This window comes from Kineococcus vitellinus (genome assembly GCF_009906315.1).
GTDB lineage: Bacteria > Actinomycetota > Actinomycetes > Actinomycetales > Kineococcaceae > Kineococcus > Kineococcus vitellinus.
Window position 1 is genome coordinate 1 of record NZ_JAAALL010000018.1, and the last position, 22,366, is coordinate 22,366.

A 22,366-nucleotide genomic window follows, 5' to 3' on the forward strand; every position below is an offset into this window, starting at 1 on the left:
GCACGGCCTCGGTGAGCGGGCCGCGCGGCACCCAGCCGACGAGGCGGCCGGGGTCGCCCTGCAGCACCAGCGCCCACGAGCGCCCGTCGACCTCCATGGCGGTGGCGGCGTAGGCGACGCCGTCGCCGGGGGCCAGCACGAGCGGGTGCTCCAGGTCCGCGGGGCGGATCGGCGTCACCGCGAGCCGGCGCAGCCCGCGGTCGGAGCCGATGAACCGCACGACGAACTCCGAGGCGGGGTCGGACAGCAGCGTCGCGGGCGCGGCGTACTGCTCCAGCACGCCGCCGACGGAGAAGACGGCGATGCGGTCGGCGAGCGCGACGGCCTCGTCGAGGTCGTGGGTGACGAAGAGGACCGTCTTGCCCAGCTCCTGCTGGATGCGGCGGAACTCCGTCTGCAGCCGGTCGCGGACGACGGGGTCGACGGCTCCGAACGGCTCGTCCATGAGCAGCACCGGCGGGTCGGCGGCCAGCGCGCGGGCGACGCCGACGCGCTGCTGCTGGCCGCCGGACAGCTGCGCGGGGTAGCGGTCGCCGTGCGCCCACGGGTCGAGCCCGACGAGCTCGAGCAGCTCGTCGGCGCGGGTGCGCACCAGGCCGGCGTCCCAGCCGAGCAGCCGCGGCACGGTCGCGACGTTCTGCCGCACGGTGCGGTGCGGCAGCAGCCCGCCGGCCTGGATGACGTAGCCGATGCCGCGGCGCAGGGCGACGGCGTCGACGTGGGCGTTGTCGCGGCCGTCGACGAGCACGCGCCCGCCGGTGGGCTCGACGAGCCGGTTGACCATCCGCAGGATCGTCGACTTCCCGCAGCCGCTGGGCCCGACGAGGGCGACCAGCTCACCGCGGCGCACGCCCATCGTCAGCCCGCCCACGGCGGGCGGGGAGCCGGGCCTGCCGTAGCGCTTGGTCACCTGCTCGAAGCGGATGACCTCGTCCTCGGGCTCCTCCGGGGAGCCCCCGGGTGCGCCGCCGGGCGGGTCCTGCGCGTGGATCACCCCGGCAGCCTCGCCGAGCCGGCTCCGCGCCGCAACGCATCTGGCAGGGTGGGGCCATGCCAGCCGGTCCCGTGCCCGCCGCCGCGCCGGACCCGTTCGCCCCGGACGACGTCGTCTGGCAGCGGATCTCGCCGCGCTACGCCACCGCCCAGCGCACGGCGAGCGCGGTCTTCTTCGGCGTGCTGCTCGTCGTGGCGGTGGTGCTGACCGTCCTGCTCACCCGCTGGGTGGGCTCCGCGGTCGCCGCGGTGCTGGTGTGGTGGGCGTGGGACTTCTGGCTCGTCGGCCGCCAGGTGCCCGCGTGGGGCTACGCCGAGCGCGACGACGACCTGCTCGTGGTGCACGGGATCCTCTTCCGCTCCCTGGTGGTCGTGCCCTACGGGCGCCTGCAGTACGTCGACGTCGAGGCGGGCCCGGTCGACCGCAGGTTCGGGCTGGCGAAGGTGCAGCTGCACACGGCCTCGCCGGGTTCGGACGCCGCGATCCCGGGCCTGCCGCCCGCCGAGGCGGCGCGGTTGCGCGACCGCCTGGCCGCCCGCGGCGAGGCGCGGCTGGCCGGGCTGTGACGCCGTGACGGGACCACGGGCCGAGCAGCCCCCCGGGCAGCCGGACCCCGGGCAGCCGGACCCCGGGCAGCCCGCCGTCGCGGACGTGCCGCCGGAGGTGGTGGCGCGGCTGGACGCGCCCACCCGCGAGGTGCTCGCCGACGCGGGCTGGCGCCGGCTGCACCCGGTGACGCCGGTGCTGCGCACCTGGAAGGTGGTCGCCGCCGTCCTCGCGGTCGTCGTCGGCCAGAACGTCGACGACATCTGGCGCCTGCAGCTGCCCGGCTGGGTGCTCACGCTCTCGGTCCTGGGCGGGGTCGTGCTGCTCGCCCTCGTGGGCGCGGTCTACAGCGCGCTCGCCTGGCGCCGCACCCGCTACCGCATCGACGCCGAGGCCGTGCACGTGGAGCGGGGGGTCCTGTGGCGCCAGCAGCGGCGCGCGCAGCTGGACCGGCTGCAGGCCGTCGACGTGGTCCGCCCCCTGCTGGGCCGGCTGTTCGGCCTGGCCGAGCTGCGCCTGGAGGTCGCGGGCGGCACGGGCAGCAAGGTGTCGCTGGCGTACCTGCGCGAGGAGGAGGCCCAGCGGGTGCGCAACGCGCTGCTCGCGGCGTCGGCGGGGGTCGTCGTCGCCGAGGGCCAGGACGCCCCCGAGGCGCCGCAGCGCGACGTCGTCGAGGTGCCGCCGGGCCGCCTCATCGCCTCGACGCTGCGCTCGGGGCTGACGGTGTGGGCGGTGCTGGGCCTCGTCGGCGTCGGGATCGGCTGCTGGTTCGCCGGCAGCCTCACCCCGCTGTTCGCCTCCCTGGCCGGCGTCCTGGGGCTGGTGTCGGCGGTGTGGCAGCGCTTCAGCCGCGGCTTCAACTTCACCGTCGCCGACTCCCCGGACGGGGTGCGGATGACGCACGGCCTGCTGGAGCAGCGCTCGCAGACGGTGCCGCCGGGGCGGGTGCAGGCGCTGCAGGTCAGCCAGTCGCTGCTGTGGCGCAGCGCGGGCTGGTGGCGCGTGGAGGTCAACGTGGCCGGCTACTCCGGCGGCTCCGGCAGCGAGGCCGAGCAGAGCACCGTGCTGCTGCCGGTGGGCACCTTCGAGGAGCTCGCGCACGTCCTGGAGATCGTGCTGCCCGACCTCGGCACCGGGGACGAGCCGCCGCTGGAGGTGGTGCTGGCGGGGCTGACCGGCCGCGACCGCGAGGGCGGGTTCACGCCCGTGCCGCGCTCGGCGCGCTGGCTGGACCCGCTGAGCTGGCGCCGGCGCGGCTACCGGATCACCGAGCACGCCTTCCTGTCGCGCGGCGGCCGCTTCCTGCGGCTGCTGGACGTCGTCCCGCACGCGCGCACCCAGAGCCTGGCCCTCACGCAGGGGCCGCTGCAGCGCCGGCTCGGGCTGGCCAGCGTCGTCCTGCACTCCACGCCCGGGCGGGTCAAGCCGCGGGTGGACCACCTCGACGAGGCGAGCGCCGCGCACCTGCTCGCGGAGCAGGCCGTGCGCGCGCGCACGGCCCGCGCCGGCGCCGGGCCGGAGCGCTGGATGACCCGCTGACGACCCGCTGACGGCCCGCTGACGGCAGGGCCCCGGGCGCCGCCGGTCTCAGGCGCCGCCGGTCCGGCCGGCGAGGCGGTCGTGCAGGGCGGCGGTGGCGGCGTTCATCCCGACGATCTCGGCGCGCTTGCCGTGGTCGGCGTACTTGCGCTCCACGGCGTCGAGCGCGGCGATCGAGGAGGCGTCCCAGACGTGGGCGTCGCTGAAGTCGATGGTGACCCGCTCGGGGTCGCCGGCGTAGTCGAACTGGGTCACGAGGTCGCCGGAGGAGGCGAAGAAGACCTGCCCGTGCACCGCGTAGCGGCGGTGCCCCTCCTGCTCGCCCTCGGCCGTCACCTCCACGAGGTGGGCCACGCGGCGGGCGAAGAGCACGCACGCCAGCAGGGTGCCGCCGAGCACGCCGTAGGCGAGGTTGCGGGTCAGCAGCACGACGACCACGGTCACCGCCATCACCGCGGTCTCGCTGCGCGGCATGGCCCGCAGGGTCGCCGGCGCCACGCTGTGCCAGTCGAAGGCGCCGTAGCAGACGAGGAGCATCACGGCGACGAGCGCGGTCGTCGGGATGCGCGCGACGACGTCGCCGAGGCCGACGACGAGGACGAGCAGGAACGCGCCGGCCAGGAAGGTCGAGAGCCGGGTGCGGGCCCCGGAGACCTTGACGTTGATCATCGTCTGGCCGATGACGGCGCAGCCGCCCATGCCGCCGAACAGGCCGGTCGCGATCTGCGCGGTGCCCTGGCCGATGCACTCGCGGGTCTTGGAGGAGCGGGTGTCGGTGAGCTCGTCGACGAGCTGGGCCGTCATGAGCGACTCCATGAGCCCGACGAGCGCGACGCCCACGGCGTACGGGGCGATGGTGCGCAGCGTCTCCAGGGTCGGCGGCACGTCGGGCAGGCCGAGCGCGGGCAGCGCGTGCGGCAGGGCGCCGTCGTCGCCGACCGTGCGCACGTCCACGTGCAGCACGACGGTCAGCACCGTCAGGACGGCCACGGCGACCAGCGGCGCCGGGACGGAGGTGGTGGCGCGCGGCACGAGCACGAGCAGCGCCAGCCCCGCCAGCAGGACCGCCCAGCCGGCCGCGCCCGCACCGCGCAGGTTCGGCAGCTGGGCGAGGAGGATCGAGATGGCGAGCGCGTTGACGAAGCCCGTCGTGACGCTGCGCGGCACGAAGCGCATGAGCCGGGCGACCCCGAGCAGCCCGAGCGCGATCTGCAGCACCCCGGCCAGCAGGACCGCCGCGACGAGGTGGCCGACGCCGTGCTCGCGCGAGAGCGGTGCGACGACGAGCGCGACCGCGCCGGTCGCGGCGGAGATCATCGCGGGCCGGCCGCCGACGACCGAGGTCGTGACGCCCATGACGAAGGAGGAGATCAGGCCGACGCGGGGGTCGACACCCGCGATGAGGGAGAACGAGACGGCCTCGGGGACCAGCGCCAGGGCCACGACGAGGCCCGCGAGGACCTCGGTCCGCAGGACCGTCGCGGAGCGCAGCCACGCCGGCCGCGGCAGGGCCCGGGGCAGGGCGGTGCTGCGCGGGGTGGGGACGGAGGGCACCCCGGGACTCTAACCTCGCGTCAGGGTGCTCCCCGTGCCCGCCGCCGCGCGCACCGCCCGATCAGCCCCGCGGATCAGCGCGGGCGCTGCTTGGAGCGCAGCTGCGACACCGCGTCCGTGATCCTGCGCCGCGTCGCGGGGTCCTTGGCCGCGCGCTGCACCTGCTCGGTCAACCGCCTGCCCTGCGGCGACGTGAGGAACTTCCCGACCTTGCCGACCAGTCCGGCCACTGCTCTCCCTCTCCCGTCCGTCGCGTCGATCGCGCCTGGGAGGACAACGGTCGCGCCTGCCGGCTGGTTCTGCCAGCCCAGCCGCCGCGCTCAGTCCTTGCGCAGCACGAGCGCGACGTCGGTGACGGTGAAGAGGAAGTGCCCGGCGCGCGCCGTGCGGCGCAGCCCCTCGATCCAGCCGGCCGCGCGGGCGGCCAGGCCGGGCTCGTCGGCGACGGCGGCGAGGATGCCGGTGGCGACCTTCCACGCGACGGAGCCCTCGTCGAAGCGGCGGTGCGGGTCGGCCCACGAGTGCACGGTCTCCAGGCGGAAGGGGCTGGCCGCCGCGTGCCGCAGCAGCTTGCGGCCGGCGAAGCCGTCGACGCGGGCGCCGGCGGCGGGGGAGTGGGCGACGAAGCGGTCCAGCAGCAGCCGGGTGAGGTGGTCGTCCTCGCTGGTGAACAGCGCGGTGTCCCAGTCGGAGTGGGCCAGGACCGCGACCCCGCCGGGGCGCAGCACCCGGTGCACCTCGGCGAGGTGGGCGTCGACGTCGGCGAGGTGCTCGACGGCGTTGAGGGAGACGGCCACGTCGGCGGCGCCGTCCTCCAGCGGCAGGTCCGCGAGGTCGGCGATGTGGGCGCGCACGCGCTCGTCGAGCAGGAGGTCGTCGTCGAGGGTGGAGCCGACGTCGACGGCGTGCACCAGGCGCGGGCGGGCGGCCAGCAGCGCCCGGGTGGTGCGCCCGCTGCCGCACGCGAGGTCGAGGGCCACCGACCCCTCGAAGGGCTGCGCCAGCGTCGCCACGTTCTCGAACCGACCCACGGGCGGCAGCCTACGAGCTGGGCGCCGGCGTGGCAGCAGGGCCGCGGCACAGGACCGCGAGGCGGAAGCGCGGCGGGAGCGCGGCCGCCCGCCTCGCCGACCCCTCGTGCGCACCCGGTGATCCGATCACGGTGGGTCGCCGGTGCCGCTGCTGTCGGTGACGACGTGCACCCAGGTGGTCGAAGTTCGCGTGAACGAGCACTCTCACGTAGCGGCAAGGTGCGCCGCTCTCGCCTACAGTTCTGCGCAGCGCCACGGGGCGCGCGCATGGCCGGGGGGCGGTGCGGTCGACGGTGACGGGGGTCGGTCGACGACGTCCGTCCTGGGGGAAGGCGGAGCTGCGCAGTGGTGGACACGACGCACCAGGAGAGCCCTGCGACCGGAGCCCCGGGTCCGCGCGAACCCGGCCGGCGCAAGGTCGTCGGCGCCGGCATCGGCGCGGCCGCGCTCGCGCTGGCGGGCGGCGGGATCTGGTGGGCGACGCGCGGCGAGGAGGCACCCGCGCCGGTGCCCGCGCCGCAGTGGACGCCCAGGGAGCACGTGGCGGCCGCGGACCTGGACACCAAGTGGGTCGGCGTCCAGACGCACACCGTGTCGGTGGCCGAGGACTTCGAGGCCTGGCTCGGGCGCCCGCTCGACTGCGTCGTCGTCTTCGGCTCCGAGAACGACTGGGCCGCCATCGAGGGGCCCTGGTTCGCCGTCGACGCGCCGCGGGGCCAGGACTGGGGCGCGTGGGTGCGCGAGGACCCCGAGCGCCGCACGCTCGTCGTCTCCACCGCGATGGTCCCCCAGGACCCGCCCTCGGACTGGCGCGAGCGCGGTGCGGCCGGGGAGTACGACGAGCACTGGCGCAGGTTCGGGCAGAACCTCCTGGACGCGGGGCTCGGCTCGTCGATCGTGCGGCTGGGCTGGGAGCTCAACGGCGACTGGTACGAGACGCACTACGTCGGCGAGAGCGCGGAGCAGCGCGAGCAGTGGAAGGAGTACTTCCGCCGCATCGTGCGCGCCATGGAGGTCGAGGGGTCCTCCTTCGAGGTCGACTTCACCATCGCCGAGGGCCCGCAGGACTCGGTCTCGATCGAGGAGCTGTACCCCGGTGACGACTACGTCGACATCATCGGCGTCGACGTCTACGACTCCTACATCTCGCCCATCGACCCCGGCGCCCGCTGGCAGGCCAAGGACGAGAAGGTCAACTCCGTCTCCGCCGTGGTGGAGTTCGCCCGCCTGCGCGACAAGCCGGTGAGCTTCCCCGAGTGGGCCATGGTCGCCGAGGGCGAGACCCAGGGCGGCGGCGACAGCCCGGAGTTCGTCGACCAGATGGCCGACGTCATGGCCGCGGCGGACCTGCGCTACCAGGCCTACTTCAACACCCCCGAGGGCGGCGTCGGGATGACCCTGGCGGACGCCCCGGAGGGTTCGCAGGCCTACCTGCGGCGCTTCGGCGCATCGGGTGACGTCGTCCCGAGCGGATCGTGATGCGGGATACCGTGGGTGCCGCCGTGCTCATCAGCCGTCGGCGGACGCAGCGATCAGGGGGTTGACAGTGGGGCTGGTCGCCAAGGTGCGGGGCGCGGGCATGACGCGCGGGGTCTGGAACGTCGGGGACCAGCTGATCTCCAGCGCCAACAACTTCCTCGTGCAGGTCGTCATCGCCAAGTCGGTGAGCCAGGGCGACTTCGGCACCTTCGCCATCGTCTTCTCGATCTTCTCCGTCGCCGTGGGGTTCTTCCGCGCCCTGTCCACCGCGCCGGTGGGGATGCGCTTCGCCGCCTCCGACGACCGCGAGTTCGGGCGCGCCACGGCGAGCTCCGTCGGGCTGGTCCTCGTCGGCGGCCTGCTGCTGGGTGCCGCCCTGGTGCTCGCCGGGCTGCTGGCCCCCTTCCCGCAGGCGCTGTCGCACTCGCTCGTGGCCCTGGGCGTCGTCCTGCCCGGCCTGCTGATGCAGGACGGCTGGCGCCAGGTGCTCTTCGCCCGGCTGCGCCCGGCCGCGGCCTGCCTGCTCGACGGCACGTGGGGGGCCCTGCAGCTGCTCGCCGTCGTGCTGCTGTTCACCTCCGGCGTCTCCTCGGTCCCGGCCTACGTCCTGGCCTGGGGCGGGGCGGCGATCGCCGCCTCGTTCGTCGGCCTCGCGCTGGTGCGGGTGCGCCCGCGCCCGACCCTGGCGGTCGGCTGGCTGCGCGAGCAGTCCTCGGTGACGCGCTACCTGGTGCCCGAGTACGTGCTGCTGCAGTCGGGTGCGCAGATCGCCGTGCTCGTCGTCGCGGCCGTCGCCGGCACCGCCGCGGCGGGGGCGCTGCGCGGGGCCAACATGCTCACCGTGCCGGCGACGATCCTGTCCACCGGCCTCATGACCTTCGCCGTGCCCGAGCTGGCCCGCCGCCGCGACCGCACGAGCCCCCGGCAGTGGATGCTCGCCGCCTGGGTCGTCTCCGGCCTCGTCGCCGTGACCGGCGCGGTGTGGGGCTCGCTGTTCCTGCTGCTGCCCGACGCCGTCGGGCAGTCGATCCTCGGCGACTCCTGGGCCGGCACCCGCGAGGTCCTCGTGCCGATCATCGTGGGCCAGGCGGGCGCCGCGCTGTCCGTGGGGCCCGCGGCCGTCCTCTACGCCACCGAGGGCGCGAAGGTGACCATCCGCCTGCACGCGGTGTACGCGGTGCTGCTCATCGGCCTGTCGACGGTCGGTGCGGTCCTCTGGGGCGCCGTCGGCACGGCGTGGGGCATGGCCGCGGCCTTCTGCCTCATCGCCCCCTGGTGGTTCCTGGCCGTCCGCCGCCACGTGCGCCGCACGCTCACCGCCCCGCCCACCTCGTCGGCGCCCACGCCCGTCGCCTGATCCGGCGGCGAGCCGGCCCGCCCGCCGTCCCGCTGCGCGCACGAGGAGGCCCCCCGGTCCAGCTGGACCGGGGGGCCTCCTCGTGCGCGGGCCCGGCGGTGGTGCGCCGGGCCGGGTGGCCGCGCGTCAGGACAGGTTGCCGTTCGGGCTCGCCGGCGGCACGGTGATCCGCGCACCGCCCGCCCGCTCCGCGGCGACCGCCGCGCCGCCGCGCGGGGAGCGGCGCCGCGAGGCGTCCAGCTCGGCCTCGTGGTGGTGGCCCAGGAAGAGCGAGCACAGCGGCAGCATCACGTACAGCACCTGCGGCTGCAGCAGCGCGCCGGTGAGGACGGCGCTGGCGAACACCGACGACAGCGACAGCGTCGGCGACGGCGAGCGGCGCACCACGGCCAGCCAGACGAAGACGCCGAACAGCAGCGTCGCGAGCAGGCCGTACTCCATGAGCAGCTTCGCCAGCCCGGAGAAGTTGATGGGCAGCCCCGTCGCGGCGAAGATCCGGTCCGCCAGGTCGTCCGCGCTGCCGGCGCCCTGGCCCAGCAGCAGGCTCCACGGGTCCGTGCTCCAGCCCTCGACGATCCTCTCGTAGGGCTGCACGAAGCGCAGGCTGCCGCTGGAGTTCGTCTCCGACGTCTCGTCGGTCCGGCTGGCGATGATCTGCCCGAACGGGGTCATGAGGGCGACGGCGCCGATGACGGCGGCGGCCGCGACGATGCGGGCGGTCCAGCGGCCACCGCGCCGCACGGCCAGGACCGCGACGCCGAAGGCCAGGAACAGCAACCCGGTGCCGGAGATGGTGCACACCAGGGCGACGGCCAGGAGCACGGTGCGCACCCAGCCGGAGCGCCGCACGAGCGTGCTGAGGATCGCCAGCGCCAGGAACTGCGCGTAGATCGACGGCTCGACGAACACGAAGCCGTTGGCCTTGATGATCGGCGAGCCGTACTGGATGGGGTAGGAGGTGTTGTAGCCGGTGAACAGCAGTTCGCCGGGGACGACCCGCAGGACGACGTCCACGTACGTCCAGGCGCCGACGGCCTGCCCCACGGTCTGCAGGACGCCCACGACGGCGAACAGCACCATGAGCTTCTCGAAACGGTCGGCGACGCGGCCGTAGAGGTGCTGGCGGGCGGGGTGCAGCCGGAAGCAGAAGACCACCCAGATGGCCGGCAGGTACACCAGCGACGTCACGGCCCCCACGCCCGAGCGCAGCAGCACGATCCCCGCGGCGAGGAAGCAGACGGCCATCGCCACCACGAAGACGCGCGTCGCGGCGGAGTTCTCCACCACGTCGCCGTGGTAGAGCAGGTAGCCGATCCCGGCCAGCGCCACCACCACGCTCACCGCGAGCAGCACGCCGCCCAGCGGCAGCGCCAGGCGCTGCAGGACGGTGACCGAGACCAGGAGGGCGGTGAGCACCGCCATCACCCGGCGGTCGGCGATGCTGCTGGGGCCCGCGCCGGTGCGCCGGGTCGTCGCCCGCCGCTGGTGCGTCGCGAGGTCGGGGATCGGGCTGGGCATGGGCACGCGGGTGCTCCCGGGAGTTCGTGGAGAGGGGTCGTGAACGGTGGGCCGCGGCACCGTCGCCACGTGCCATCGTAGGTCGCCGGGCGCCGCCGCGGGGGCGTGCGGCGGTGCTCGCCGGCCGCACCGCGCGCGTTCCGCGACCGCCTCACCCGTTCGGAGTGGCCACCCGCTGCTCCAGTCGGGTTCCGCGGTGCGCGGTGGTGCGCAGACGGGCTCGGCCCGCGTGATCAGGTGGAATAGTGGGCGCGTTGACGACCGCCGCTGGCGGTCGGTCGGGTGGGGGACATCCGAAGGACCAGGAGGGGGCTCGAGTGGCGGCGACGACGACGGGGATGGCGGAGCAGAGCGGCTCGGGAGCGTGGGCGGCCGTCTTCCGGCACCGCTGGAAGGTGCTCGTGGTGGCCGTGCTCATGGCCGTCGCCGGTTACCTCGGCGCCGGGACGCTCGTCGTGCCCAGCTACACGGCGACGACGACCATCACGCTGAGCAAGGACCGGCCCTTCGACCCGACGGCGACGGGCAACAACGGCGCCCAGCTCGGGGACCCGACGCAGTGGGCGTCCCTGCAGGCCGCGGTGGTGGGTTCCAGCACCGTCCTGGACGCCGCGCTGGCGCCGGTGCCCACCGGGACGGGCACCGTCTCGGTGCCGGCCGACGACGCGGACACCTTCCGCGACGACCTGACGGTCACCGCCCAGACCGACACCAACCAGGTCGTCGTCACCGCCTCGGCCGACGACCCGCAGGACGCCGCCGCCACCGCCGACGCGGTCGCCTACGCCTACCAGGCCCAGGTGCTGGCCTCGGTGACCGCGGCGCGCGACGCGGCCCTGGACAGCGTCACCTCCACGGACACCGCGACGGTGCAGCAGATCAACCTGGCCGCCACCACCTACGGCTCGGGCGTGGCCAGCATCGACGCCGCGACCGTGCCCACCAGCGCCGACCCGCCGTACGCGTGGCAGGTGGGTCTCATCGCCGGCGTCGTGGGCCTGCTGGCCGCCGCGGGTGCGGTGGCGTGGGCCTCCCACCTCAAGCAGCGCGTCACCGCCCCGCCGCTGGCCGGCATCGCCGAGCTGGCGCGCTGGAACCAGCTGCCGTCCTTCCGCTCCCTGAGCGACCCGCTGAGCGGGCCCAGCCGCAGCACGGGCGTCGTGCTCGTCGGCCTGCAGCACCTGGGGCACCTGCGGACGCCGCGGCTGGAGGTCAGCAGCGTGCTCGTGACGGCCGCCTCCGGCAACGCGGGGGCGCTGGCGACCGGCCTCGCCGCCTCGGCCGCCCGCTCCGGGCGCCGCGTCGTGCTCGTCGACGCGGACGAGTCGGGCTCGCGCCTGGCGGCGCTGGGCGCCCCGGTGCAGGACGTGGGCAGCACGGCGCCGGCGGGCCGCTGGGCCGAGGAGGTGCGCCCGTGGGTCCTCGGCGGGGACGCCGTGATCGGCGTCCTGCCCCTGGACGCCCGCTCGCTGCAGCCGCACGCGGTCGGCTCCGGCGTCCGGCACCTCGTCGAGGCCGGCCACCTGGTGATCTTCGTGGGCGGTTCGGTCGTCTCCAGCCCCGTCGCCTTCGCCGTGGCCGGTGAGGTGGACGCCGTGCTGGTCCAGGTCGAGGCCGACCCGCGCGCCGAGGTCGTCAGCAAGATGCTCGCGCAGCTGTCCATCGCGGCTCCCGCCGTCGTCGCCCAGGTCGTCGTCGGCGACACCTCCAACAGCGGCGGCGAGCCCGGGCGCCCGGAGCAGCGGCCCCGGCCGGTGCCCTCCGGCCAGCCGTCCCCCGAGGTCGCCGGCCGTCGCGGCTGACACCGCGCCGCGCAGCACTGCCGCGCAGCACGAGAGGGCGCTCCCCCGCGGGGGAGCGCCCTCTCGTGCTGCGCGGGGCGGCGACCGGGCTCAGCGGCCGAGCGCGGCGGCGTCGGCGGCGACGCGCTCCCAGGGGCCGGGGGCGATCCACCCCGTCTCCATGTGGGTGGCCAGCGCCGGCGCGGGGCCCAGCAGGGTGCGGCGCCGGGAGGGCCGGCGCACCGAGCGCAGGTTGACCGCGGTGCGCAGCGCCGTCAGGTAGGCCGCCCGCGCCCCGGCCTTCCACGCGGGCGTGCCCGGTGCGGGCGGGTGGTGCTCGACCAGCTCGCGCGGGCTGAAGCGCGCCCGGCCCTGCAGCGTCAGGCAGGTGGTGTGGTCGAAGTTGCCGCCGGAGTACGCGCACAGCTGCAGCAGCCGCTCGTCCTCGCGCAGCGCGCCGACGCGGGCGGCGAAGGTGCTCGTCGTCGACTCCAGGGGTGCCCAGCGCGCGGGCAGGCCGTCGTCGGGCACGGCCTCGCCGTACGGGGTGAGGTAGTCCGCGCCCGCGGCGCGCGGGTCCGCGGCGGCGTCGACGAGGGAGACCAGCGCCTCGGGGCGCCACAGGTAGTCGTCCTCGGCCAGCAGCACGAGGTCGCCGGCGGCCCACCCGCGGCGCCGGGCCAGCCCGACGCCGGTGAGGTAGCTGCGCCGGTTGGAGCCGGCGTGGATGGTCACCGGGTCGCCCCACAGGGCCATCAGGTCGGCCCGCTCCGGCGGGATGGGCCCGTCGTTGAGGAAGACCACCTCCGGGTCGGCGGCCGGGCGCTGCTCGCGCAGCGCCTGGACGGCGAGGCAGAAGGACTGCAGGCCGAGCAGCTTGCTGTACCAGTCGGGGCGGTCCTTGGCGTTCTCGCCCCCGTGGGACCTGTACACCACGTGCAAGCGTCCGGCGTCATTCACCCGTCGATCGTACCGATCCGTGAGCGTTCGCCTGCTCGCTGTCAACGGGCTCCCTCGTGATCGCGGCCGAGGACATCGCGGCGGGTGTGCTGAGCGTTACAAGTCCGCGGCGATTCCCCGCTCAAGGTCGTGCGGGAGCGCCCCGATGACTCGTGTGTCACCCCAAACGGGCCATGCAGGTACCTCGTCTCCACCTCCGGAGGTGCCCTGACCACAGCGAGGTTGATCCACATGAGCAAGGTTTCGAAGTTCTTGATGACCGCCACCGCCGTCGCCACGGTCGCCGCCGGTTTCTCCGCCGTCCCCGCCGACTCCGCCGAGGCCGCACCGCTGACGATCCGGCAGGGCACCGGCAAGGTCGACTACGTCGACCCCGAGGGCAACGTCTGGAAGAAGGACAGCGGCTTCGTCGGCGGCTACCAGGTCTCCGACGTCACCACCAGCGACATCCAGGGGACCACCGCCGACGGCCTCTACCGCAGCGAGCACTGGGGCATGACCAAGTGGTCGGCGCCCGTCCCCGCCGGTGACTACACCGTGACCCTGAAGCTCGCGGAGACGTACTTCGGCTCCGCGAACACGCGGGTCTTCTCCGTCACCGCCGAGGGTTCGCGGGTCGTCGGCGACCTCGACCTCGTCGCCGTCGCCGGCAAGGACCGGGCCTACGACAGGTCCTTCACCGTCCGGGTGAGCGACGGGACCCTGGACCTCGGGTTCTCAGCCACCAGGAACAACGCCAAGGTCGACGGCATCCTCGTGCAGTCCGCCTCCGGCGTGGTGGCTCCCCAGCCGCGCCCGGTCCAGCCGACCCTGCCGACGCCGACGCAGACCTCCACCCCCGCACCGTCGCAGCCCGCCCCGTCGCAGCCCGCCCCGGTCGCCACGACCCCCGTCGCCTCCGGCGACTGGGCCTCCGGCGCCTCCGGCGTCGGCGTGGCCTCCGGCGCGTACGGCAGCTGGCGCGGTTCCCAGGTCGAGGTCTCCTCCACCTGGGCCGACAACCCGACCGCGGCGGCGAACTTCTGGCAGCTGGAGAAGGGCGCGGAGTTCGGTGCCTGGAACAAGGACCTCGACATCGCGGTCGGCGCCATCGGCGCCGGCGAGACCTGGGCGAACGCGGCCCGCGGCGCCTACGACGCCCGCTGGCGCGCCTCGCTGACCACGCTGAAGAACAAGTGGGGCAACCGCTCGGGCACCGCCTACATCCGCTTCGCCCACGAGATGAACGGCAACTGGTACTCCTGGTCGGTCAACAAGGGCAACCACCAGGACTTCATCGCGAGCTGGAAGCGCTACCGCGCGCTGCAGCAGGAGATCTTCCCCGCCTCCAAGCTCGTCTTCAACGTCAACCGCGAGTCGGTCAACACCGGGATGGACTGGCGCCAGACGTTCCCGGGCAAGCAGTACGTCGACGTGATGGGCGTGGACTACTACAACCAGTACCCCTACGCGGGTGACGCGGCGACCTTCGCGCGCGCCATCCAGGAGACGGACGGGTACGGCGCTCCCAAGGGCCTGGCCCAGCACCTCGCCTTCGCCCGCAGCGTGGGCCTGCCGCTGTCCATCTCGGAGTGGTCGGGCAACGCCGACAACGGCGACTCGCCGGCCTTCGTGCAGGGCATGCACGACTTCTTCGAGGCCAACGGCGGTACGAGCGCCGGCAAGCTGCTCTACGAGGTGCAGTTCAACGTCGACCGCGACAACCGCCGCTGGCTGTTCACCGACGGCACCCGCATGCCGAAGTCGGCCGCCAAGTACCGCGAGCTCTTCTGAGCCGCGTCCGCTGACGCGCCGCCCGACGGGCGGGAACCGCACCGCTGTCGCAGGGGGGCGGGCCGGGACTGCGTCCCGGCTCGTCCCCCGTTCCCGTTTCTTCTAGAACATTTCTCACTCTTAGTGATTGTGTTCGGACACCCCGTCACAAAGGGCCGGGCCAGACCTCTTTCGCCGCAACGAGTGCCTGTCGTTGCTTCCTGCGCGCCCCGCTCGACCGCTACTCTGGGTCGTCTCCAAGGGGGAACGGGGTCGGGGGACCCGGGGGGACGCGGAACGGCAACGACGGGCGCACGGCGCCCGCAGTCGGCGGGGGGATCTCATGTCTGCAAGGCGTTCGGCACTGGCCATCGCTCTCGGTGCGTCAGCGGCGATCGGGCACGTCGCGTACCCGCTGCTCGTGCACGCGGCCGCGCAGCGGCGCCCGGCGCGGGAGGTGCCCCCTCCCAGCGCGTGGCCCGCCATCACCGTCCTGGTCCCGGCGTACCTGGAGCAGGGCGTCATCGCGGACAAGGTCGACAACATCTCCAAGAACGGCTACCAGGGCGACGTCGAGATCCTCGTGGTGGCCGACGGCGACCCCGGGACGGCGGCCGTCGCGGCCGCGGCGGGAGCCCGCGTCCTGCTGCTGGAGGAGCGGCACGGCAAGTCGCAGGCCCTGAACAAGGGCGTCGCCGCAGCCTCGCACGACCTGATCGTCATCAGCGACGCCAACTCCGAGCTCGAGTACGACGCCCTGGGCTACCTCGTCTCCGCGCTGCTGGTCGAGGGCACCGGTGCCGTCGCCGGCGAGAAGCTCGAGGGGGCCGGCGGTGAGCTGGCGTACTGGCGCTTCGAGTCCTGGATCAAGCGCAACGAGGCGCGGCTGGGGACGACGCTGGGGCTGGACGGGGGTCTGTGCGCCGTGCGCCGCGAGGCGTGGGACCCGATCCCCGCGGACATCTCCAACGACGACTTCTGGATCGCGCTGGACCTCATGGAGCGCGGCTGGTCGGTGGGCTACGAGCCCCGCGCCCTCATGACCGAGCCCTCCATCGGTGCCTTCAACCTGTCCTGGGAGCGCAAGACGCGCGTGCTCGGCGGTGGCCTGCACGTGATGTGGCGCAAGCGCCGCCTCCTCGACCCGCGCCGCGGGCTGGTCAGCGCCGAGCTGTGGGGCCACAAGCTGTGGCGCTCCACCCTCGGCCCGCTGAGCCACCTCGCGCTGCTGGGCGTCGCCGCCGGTTCCGCCCGCCGCAGCCGCACGGCCCGCGTCTTCCTCGCCGGTCACGCCGTCGGCGCCGCGGCCCTCGTCGCCCAGGAGAAGGGCGTCTCCGTGCCGCTGCCCGGGCGCGTGGTGGCCCAGGTGCTCTACCTGCAGATCGTCGCCTTCGGCGGCATGCGCCGGTACCTGCGCGGCGACCGCGTCCTGCGCTGGGACAAGCCGGCCCGCTGAGGCGCCGAGGTGCCCGCGAGCGGGCCGCGGGTCTCCCGCGGCCCGCTCGCGGGCGTCCCGCTCAGCGCGACATCACGACGCGGCCCGCGACGCTGGCGCGCCCGGTGGTCACGCCCTTGACGTAGGCCCAGTGCTGCTCGGCGAGCGCCTCCTGGCGCATCACCTTGCGCTGCGCCGCACGCACGGCGTACCCGCCGGCCAGCGCCGTGGTGAGCAACCGGTGGGTCAGCGCGCCGTGGTGGCGGGAGAGGTAGCGCGACATCGCCGCGCCGCGCAGCCGCAGCATCTCCAGCGACGGGGCGCCCGAACCGCCGGCGGCGTGCGGCACCAGCAGGTCCGTGCGCAGCTTCTCGTGCATCCCGCGCTCGCGCGCCGCCCGCCCGAAGGCCATGTCCTCGTTGTAGACGTAGAAGTCCTCGTCGAAGGCGCCCAGTTCGAGGAACGTGCTGCGGCGCACCGCCATGCAGGCACCCGTCGTCCAGTCGACGTCGATGCGCTCGCCGGGTTCCGGGCGCGCGTACAGCCCCGCGCGCGGCAGCACCTTGTGCAGGCCCGCGGAGTGGACGAGGGCGCGGCGGACCGTGGGTTCCCAGCCGCCGACGCCGAGCTCCACCCGGCCGTCCACGCCGACCATCGTCGCCGCGCTCGCCGCGCACGTCGGGTCCTCGGCGACGTCGGCGACGATCGCCTCGAGGACCTCCATCGAGGGCCGCGAGTCGGGGTTGCCGAAGACGACGAACTCGTGGGTCGAGGTGCGGGCGCCGGCGTTGGCCGCCCGGGCGAAACCCTTCCCGCCGCCCGAGTCGACGTAGCGCCCGGCGGGCCGCGCCTCGACGACCTCCCGCACGCCGTCGGAGTTGCCCGCGTTGTCCACGACGACCACGGGCAGCGACGGGGGCAAGCCCTCGAGGAGGCCGGCGATCTGGTGGGCGCTGCGGTAGCTGACCAGGACGAGTTCGACGTCGTGCACCGCGTCAGGGTAGCCACCGGGTCCCCGGGGCGGCAGGGGATCGGGGTCCGCGCGGGGCCCGACGGGGCCCGCGCGCACGCGGGGCGCTGCTCCTTCACCCGTGCGGGCGCAGCCGCCCGGGCGAGCGGGTGCACCGGGCGGGCCGCCCCTGCCCCACGCTGGTGCCCACGGGGCCGCACCGAGCGCCCCGGCGCCGCAGCGGCATGGTCCATGCTGTGGTCGTGGTCAACGGGGGAGCGGCAGTGGGCGCAGACGGGCGGGGCACCGGGCGGCGGAGGGCCTGGGTGGTGGCCAAGCAGCTGCCGGCGACGACGGACTCCGGGGGGCGCCAGCGCACGCGGGCCGTCGTCGACGCCTACGCCGAGGTGTTCGACGAGGTGCACGTGGTCGGGTTCGACGCCTGGCCCGGCTGGCGCGAGGCGCTGCCGGGGCACGTGCAGGTGCACGAGGTGCTCGCCCCGCGCCCGACGCCGCGGGCCGTGCTGCGCGGGTCGGTGTTCGCCGGCAAGTGGTTCTCCCAGCAGCTGCAGGACGTGCTGCGGGCCGGTGTGCGCCCCGGGGACGTGGTGCACGTGGACTTCCCGCAGATGGCCGTCAACGTGCCCGACGGCGTGCAGGTCGACGTCCTCGACCTGCACAACGTCGAGTCCGACCTGGTCGCCCGCCGGCTGCGCACCGAGCACCCGCGCCTGCGGCTGCTGCTGGCGCCGGAGGTCGCGCGCTTCCGCCGCTTCGAGTTCGCGGCGGCCGCCCGGGCGCGCGCCGTCACGGCCTGCAGCCGCCGCGACCAGGAGGTCCTGCAGCGGCACGGCATCGCCAGCACCTTCGTGCCCAACGGGGTCACCACGGCGCCCGTGGTCCCCTCCGCGCCGCCGGGCGGGCGGCGGGCGCTGTTCGTGGGCGCGATGGACTACGGGCCGAACAAGGCCTCGCTGCGCTGGTTCCTCGACGAGGTGTGGCCGCGGGTGGTGCGCCGGGTGCCGCAGGCGCGCTTCGACGCGGTGGGGCGCGGCCTGGCCGCCAGCCACCCCCGCCCGGAGGGGGAGCCGGAGGGCGCGCGGTTCCACTCCGACGTGGCCTCCGTCGACCCGTTCTACGAGGCCGCCGACGTGTGCGTGGTCCCGCTGCTCTCCGGCGGGGGCACCAAGATCAAGCTCGTCGAGGCGCTGTCGCGGGGACGTGCCGTGGTGACCACGAGCCTGGGGCTGGAAGGGCTGGAGGAGCACCGCTCGGTGCTGCGCGTGGCCGACGGCGCCGAGGCCTTCGCGGACGCGCTGGCCGAGCTGCTGGAGGACACCGCGCAGGCCGCCGCGCTGGGCTCGGCGGCCGCCGAGGTCGCCCGCTCGTTCTCCTGGCCGCACGCGATGACTCCTCTGCGTGACCTGTTGTCTGCTCTACGTCGCGAATGAGCGGCAGACGGAGGGTGATCGGCCGCAGACGGGCCATATCACGCTCCGTGTTCGAAGTGCTGTAGTAGCCTCGCGGCAGCACTTCGACGGGGAACCGGTGGCTCGGATTCGTGGGGGGTTCGGACCGCCACCGGTGATCACCCCGACCGTTCGACGAGTGCCTTCCCCCACGTGTGGTGACGGCCCGCCGGTCGCTAGCGACCGGCCGAGCCCGCCGACGACGATTCGCATCGAGCCGATCCGAGTGAGGGAAAGATCAGCATGACCCAGACGCCCGTCTCCGAGATCCCCGTCGTCATCCTCTGCGGTGGCATGGGAACCCGACTGCGCGAGGCCAGCGAGAAGCTGCCCAAGCCGCTGGTGGACATCGGCGGCCGGCCGATCCTCTGGCACATCATGAAGCTCTACAGCTCGTACGGGTTCCGCAAGTTCGTCCTGTGCCTGGGCTACAAGAGCGACCTCATCAAGAGGTACTTCCTCGACTACCGCATCAACGCCGGGGACTTCACGCTCGACCTCTCCTCGCAGGACTCCCCGACCTACCACACCAACGGTGTGCAGGAGGACTGGGAGATCACCTTCGTCGAGACCGGCCTGACCACCGCGACCGCCGCCCGCATCAAGCGCGTCGAGCAGCACCTGACCGCCGACAAGTTCCTGCTCACCTACGGCGACGGCCTCGGCGACGTCGACGTCACCAAGACCCTGCGCGACCACGAGGCCGGCGGCCGCCTGGCCACCGTCACCGCCGTGCACCCCAGCAGCCGCTACGGCGAGATGCACGTCACGGGCGACACCGTCACCGAGTTCAACGAGAAGCCGACCCTGGCCGACGGCTGGGTGAACGGCGGGTTCTTCGTCTTCGACCGCGCGTTCGCGGACAAGTACCTCGAGGACGACCCGGACATGATGCTCGAGCAGAAGCCGCTGCAGACCGTCGCCCGCGACGGCCAGCTGACGGTCTCCCAGCACGAGGGCTACTGGCTGGGCATGGACACCTTCCGCGAGTGGACCGAGTTCAACAAGCTCTGGGACTCCGGCAAGGCCCCGTGGAAGACCTGGGAAGACTGAGACCGAGGAACCGGAGAACCGCTGTGAAGATCGTCGTCACCGGCACCGAGGGCTACCTCGGCTGCCTGCTCGCCCCGACCCTGCTGGAGTCCGGCCACTCGGTGCTGGGCATCGACACCGGCTACTACAAGCAGGGCTGGCTCTACAACGGCGTCACCGCCTCGGTGGAGACGCTCGCCAAGGACATCCGCCACGTCACGGTCGAGGACCTGCGCGGCGCCGACGCCGTCGTGCACATGGCCGAGCTGTCCAACGACCCGCTCGGTGAGCTGATCCCCGACGTCACCTACGTGGTGAACCACAAGGGCTCGGTGCGCCTGGCCGAGACCGCCAAGGCGGCCGGCGTCTCCCGCTTCGTCTACATGTCCAGCTGCTCCGTCTACGGCGTGGCCGAGGACACCGTCGACGAGACCTCGCCGGTCAACCCGCAGACCGCCTACGCCGAGTGCAAGGCGCTCGTCGAGCGCGACGTCGCGCCGCTGGCCGACGACGACTTCTCGCCGACCTTCATGCGCAACGCGACCGCCTACGGCGCCTCGCCCCGCCAGCGCTTCGACATCGTGCTCAACAACCTCGCCGGCCTGGCCTACACCACCGGCAAGATCGCGATGACCTCCGACGGCTCGCCCTGGCGGCCGCTGGTGCACGGCCTGGACATCGCCAAGTCGATCCGCGCCGTCCTCGACGCCCCCCGCGAGGCGATCCACAACCAGATCTTCAACGTGGGCGACTCCGAGCAGGTCTACCGCGTCCGCGAGATCGCCGAGGCCGTCGGCCGCGCGCTGCCCGAGGCCGAGATCACCTTCGGCGAGAGCAACGGCGACAACCGCTCGTACAAGGTGAACTTCGACAAGATCCACTCCACCCTCGAGGGGTTCCGCTGCGACTGGAACGCCGACAAGGGCGCCCAGCAGCTGGTCGACGTCTTCAAGGCCATCGCCCTGGACGAGGAGACGTTCAAGGGCAAGGGGCACACCCGCCTCAAGCAGCTCGAGCACCTCATCCGCACCGAGCAGCTCGACAAGGAGCTGTTCTGGCGCGTCCAGCCGACCTCCGGGATCGCCCAGTGAAGATCCAGACCACCCACATCGAGGGCGTCGCGATCATCGAGCTCGAGGAGCGCGCGGACGACCGCGGGTTCTTCGCCCGCTCGTTCTGCCGCGAGGAGTTCCTCGCGGCCGGGCTGAACCCGGCCGTCGAGCAGTGCAACCTGTCCTTCAACCACAAGGCCGGGACGCTGCGCGGGATGCACACCCAGGTCGACCCGGCCCCGGAGGCCAAGCTGGTGCGCTGCACCGCCGGCGCGATCCAGGACATCATCGTCGACCTGCGCCCGGACTCCCCGACGCGCTTCCAGCACGTCGCCGTCGAGCTCACCGCGGACAACCGCCGCGCGCTCTACGTGCCGGAGCACTTCGCCCACGGCTACCTCACGCTGACCGACGGTGCCGAGGTCACCTACCAGGTGAGCCAGGCGTACACCCCCGGCACCGAGCGCGGCCTGCGCTACGACGACCCCGACCTCGCCCTGCCCTGGGCGCGCGACGTGGCCGTCATCAGCGACAAGGACAAGAGCTGGACGCTGCTGGCCGACGGGGCGGTGCTCTCTTGATCATCGTCGACAAGGCGCTGCAGCAGCGCCAGGCCGAGGGCCGCCCGATCCGGGTGGCCCTCGTGGGCGCCGGGTTCATGGGCCGCGGCTTCGTCAACCAGGTCGTCAACTCCGTGCCCGGCATGGAGCTCGTCGCCATCGCCAACCGCACCGTCTCCAAGGCGCGCGACGCCTACGAGCAGGCCGGGGTCACCGGCGTGGTCGAGGCCGACGACGCGGCCGCCGTCGACAAGGCGATCTCGCAGGGCAAGCCCGTCGTCTCGGGCTCCTACGAGGCCGTCGTCGACGCGGGTCAGGTCGAGGCGGTCGTCGAGGCCACCGGCAACACCGAGTACGGCGCCCACGTCGTCGTCCGCGCCATCGACGCGGGCAAGCACGTCGTGCTGCTCAACGCCGAGGTCGACGGCACCGCCGGCCTCGCGCTGCGCACCCGCGCCGAGAAGGCCGGTGTCATCTACACCGGCTGCGACGGCGACCAGCCCGGCGTGCAGATGAACCTCATCCGGTTCGTCCGCTCCATCGGTGTCACCCCGCTCGTCTCCGGCAACATCAAGGGCCTGCAGGACGAGTACCGCAACCCCACCACCCAGGAGGGGTTCGCCAAGCAGTGGGGCCAGGACCCCTACATGGTGACGAGCTTCGCCGACGGCACCAAGGTGTCCTTCGAGCAGGCCCTGGTCGCCAACGCGGCCGGGTTCTCGGTGGAGAAGCGCGGCATGCGCGGCGCCGACCACCGCGGGCACGTCGACGAGCTGACCACGCACTACGACGTGGACCAGCTCAAGGAGCTCGGCGGCGTCGTCGACTACGTCGTCGGCTCCAAGCCGGGCCCGGGCGTCTACGTCCTCGGCACCCACGACGACCCCAAGCAGCAGCACTACCTGAACCTGTACAAGCTCGGCACCGGCCCGCTGTACTCGTTCTACACGCCCTACCACCTGTGCCACTTCGAGGTGCCGCTCACGGTCGCGCGCGCGGTGCTGTTCGCCGACGCCGCCATCGTGCCCGGTGACGAGGTGAAGGTCGAGGTCGTCACCACGGCCAAGACCGACCTCGCCGCCGGCAAGGAGATCGACCGCCTCGGCGGCTACGACTCCTACGGCGTGGCCGAGACCTACGAAACCACCAGGGCGCAGAACCTGCTGCCCATGGGGGTCGCCGAGGGCGCCGTCCTCAAGCACGCCGTGAAGAAGGACCAGGTCCTCACCTACGACGACGTGGTCCTGCCGCAGGGCCGGCTCATCGACGCCCTGCGCGCCGAGCAGGCCGCCCTGCTCGCGCACTGACGCACTGACGCACCGCGCGACGCGCGCGGCGCACGACGACGGCCCCCGGGT

Annotated in this window: 19 protein-coding genes; 12 read left to right on the forward strand and 7 right to left on the reverse strand. The window is 73.9% G+C overall.

Translation table 11 applies throughout. The annotated features are described in order from the left end of the window. The coding region (locus tag GTQ99_RS03230; RefSeq protein WP_166614323.1) for an ABC transporter ATP-binding protein at positions 1–910 on the reverse strand (910 nt) is incomplete at its 3' end. Between the two features lie 140 nt (positions 911–1,050). Here GTQ99_RS03230 and GTQ99_RS03235 point away from each other — a divergent pair. Then, entirely contained in the window at positions 1,051–1,560 is a 510-nt protein-coding gene (locus GTQ99_RS03235; RefSeq protein ID WP_166614302.1) for a PH domain-containing protein, read from the forward strand. A 4-nt stretch (positions 1,561–1,564) separates the two neighbouring features. Further along, positions 1,565–3,079, forward strand: coding sequence for a PH domain-containing protein (locus tag GTQ99_RS03240; RefSeq protein ID WP_338074685.1), 1,515 nt, complete (start codon positions 1,565–1,567; stop codon positions 3,077–3,079). A 48-nt stretch (positions 3,080–3,127) separates the two neighbouring features. Here the strand turns inward: GTQ99_RS03240 and GTQ99_RS03245 are convergent, their stop codons facing one another. From GTQ99_RS03245 to GTQ99_RS03255, 3 genes are all read right to left on the reverse strand, one after another. Continuing rightward, a complete protein-coding gene (locus tag GTQ99_RS03245; protein ID WP_338074686.1) occupies positions 3,128–4,633 on the reverse strand; it encodes a SulP family inorganic anion transporter in 1,506 nt (501 codons plus the stop codon). A 74-nt stretch (positions 4,634–4,707) separates the two neighbouring features. Continuing rightward, positions 4,708–4,863 carry a hypothetical protein gene (locus tag GTQ99_RS03250; protein ID WP_166614303.1) on the reverse strand — a complete coding sequence of 52 codons (156 nt, stop codon included), beginning with the start codon at positions 4,861–4,863 and terminating at the stop codon, positions 4,708–4,710. 90 nt (positions 4,864–4,953) lie between these two features. Then, a complete protein-coding gene (locus GTQ99_RS03255) occupies positions 4,954–5,664 on the reverse strand; it encodes a methyltransferase domain-containing protein (RefSeq protein ID WP_166614304.1) in 711 nt (236 codons plus the stop codon). A 348-nt stretch (positions 5,665–6,012) separates the two neighbouring features. Here GTQ99_RS03255 and GTQ99_RS26575 point away from each other — a divergent pair, with 348 nt between their 5' ends. After that, entirely contained in the window at positions 6,013–7,143 is a 1,131-nt protein-coding gene (locus GTQ99_RS26575) for a glycosyl hydrolase (protein ID WP_166614305.1), read from the forward strand. Between the two features lie 67 nt (positions 7,144–7,210). Continuing rightward, positions 7,211–8,500 (forward strand): MATE family efflux transporter, encoded by a 1,290-nt coding sequence (locus tag GTQ99_RS03265; RefSeq protein WP_166614306.1) that lies wholly within the window; start codon positions 7,211–7,213, stop codon positions 8,498–8,500. A gap of 126 nt (positions 8,501–8,626) precedes the next feature. On the opposite strand, the gene GTQ99_RS03270 is transcribed toward GTQ99_RS03265, so the two are convergent. Then, positions 8,627–10,018 carry a hypothetical protein gene (locus GTQ99_RS03270; RefSeq protein WP_166614307.1) on the reverse strand — a complete coding sequence of 464 codons (1,392 nt, stop codon included), beginning with the start codon at positions 10,016–10,018 and terminating at the stop codon, positions 8,627–8,629. A 338-nt stretch (positions 10,019–10,356) separates the two neighbouring features. Between GTQ99_RS03270 and GTQ99_RS03275 the strand changes: the two genes are divergently transcribed. Next, the gene (locus GTQ99_RS03275) at positions 10,357–11,820 is read left to right on the forward strand and encodes a CpsD/CapB family tyrosine-protein kinase (RefSeq protein ID WP_166614308.1); all 1,464 of its coding nucleotides are present in this window, start codon (positions 10,357–10,359) and stop codon (positions 11,818–11,820) included. A 90-nt stretch (positions 11,821–11,910) separates the two neighbouring features. On the opposite strand, the gene GTQ99_RS03280 is transcribed toward GTQ99_RS03275, so the two are convergent. After that, positions 11,911–12,759: a hypothetical protein gene (locus GTQ99_RS03280; protein ID WP_166614309.1), complete on the reverse strand. Its 849-nt coding sequence runs from the start codon at positions 12,757–12,759 to the stop codon at positions 11,911–11,913. 231 nt (positions 12,760–12,990) lie between these two features. Between GTQ99_RS03280 and GTQ99_RS03285 the strand changes: the two genes are divergently transcribed. Both GTQ99_RS03285 and GTQ99_RS03290 read left to right on the forward strand, forming a co-directional pair. Beyond that, complete coding sequence (locus GTQ99_RS03285) at positions 12,991–14,532, forward strand: malectin domain-containing carbohydrate-binding protein (RefSeq protein WP_166614310.1); 1,542 nt, start codon at positions 12,991–12,993, stop codon at positions 14,530–14,532. 436 nt (positions 14,533–14,968) lie between these two features. Beyond that, entirely contained in the window at positions 14,969–15,967 is a 999-nt protein-coding gene (locus GTQ99_RS03290; RefSeq protein ID WP_166614311.1) for a glycosyltransferase, read from the forward strand. A gap of 61 nt (positions 15,968–16,028) precedes the next feature. Here the strand turns inward: GTQ99_RS03290 and GTQ99_RS03295 are convergent, their stop codons facing one another. Further along, the gene (locus tag GTQ99_RS03295; RefSeq protein ID WP_338074687.1) at positions 16,029–16,937 is read right to left on the reverse strand and encodes a glycosyltransferase family 2 protein; all 909 of its coding nucleotides are present in this window, start codon (positions 16,935–16,937) and stop codon (positions 16,029–16,031) included. Between the two features lie 287 nt (positions 16,938–17,224). Between GTQ99_RS03295 and GTQ99_RS03300 the strand changes: the two genes are divergently transcribed. The 5 genes from GTQ99_RS03300 to GTQ99_RS03320 all read left to right on the forward strand — a co-directional run bounded on the left by GTQ99_RS03300 (position 17,225) and on the right by GTQ99_RS03320 (position 22,315). After that, entirely contained in the window at positions 17,225–18,346 is a 1,122-nt protein-coding gene (locus GTQ99_RS03300) for a glycosyltransferase (RefSeq protein WP_166614312.1), read from the forward strand. Between the two features lie 261 nt (positions 18,347–18,607). After that, complete coding sequence (gene rfbF, locus GTQ99_RS03305) at positions 18,608–19,417, forward strand: glucose-1-phosphate cytidylyltransferase (protein WP_166614313.1); 810 nt, start codon at positions 18,608–18,610, stop codon at positions 19,415–19,417. A gap of 23 nt (positions 19,418–19,440) precedes the next feature. Continuing rightward, positions 19,441–20,487: an NAD-dependent epimerase/dehydratase family protein gene (locus GTQ99_RS03310; RefSeq protein WP_166614314.1), complete on the forward strand. Its 1,047-nt coding sequence runs from the start codon at positions 19,441–19,443 to the stop codon at positions 20,485–20,487. Continuing rightward, the gene (gene rfbC / locus GTQ99_RS03315; RefSeq protein WP_166614315.1) at positions 20,484–21,029 is read left to right on the forward strand and encodes a dTDP-4-dehydrorhamnose 3,5-epimerase; all 546 of its coding nucleotides are present in this window, start codon (positions 20,484–20,486) and stop codon (positions 21,027–21,029) included. The genes GTQ99_RS03310 and rfbC overlap by 4 nt, the downstream gene beginning before the upstream one ends. Beyond that, complete coding sequence (locus GTQ99_RS03320; RefSeq protein ID WP_166614316.1) at positions 21,026–22,315, forward strand: NAD(P)H-dependent oxidoreductase; 1,290 nt, start codon at positions 21,026–21,028, stop codon at positions 22,313–22,315. Before rfbC ends, GTQ99_RS03320 begins: the two co-directional genes overlap by 4 nt. The last annotated feature ends 51 nt before the right edge of the window (positions 22,316–22,366 follow it).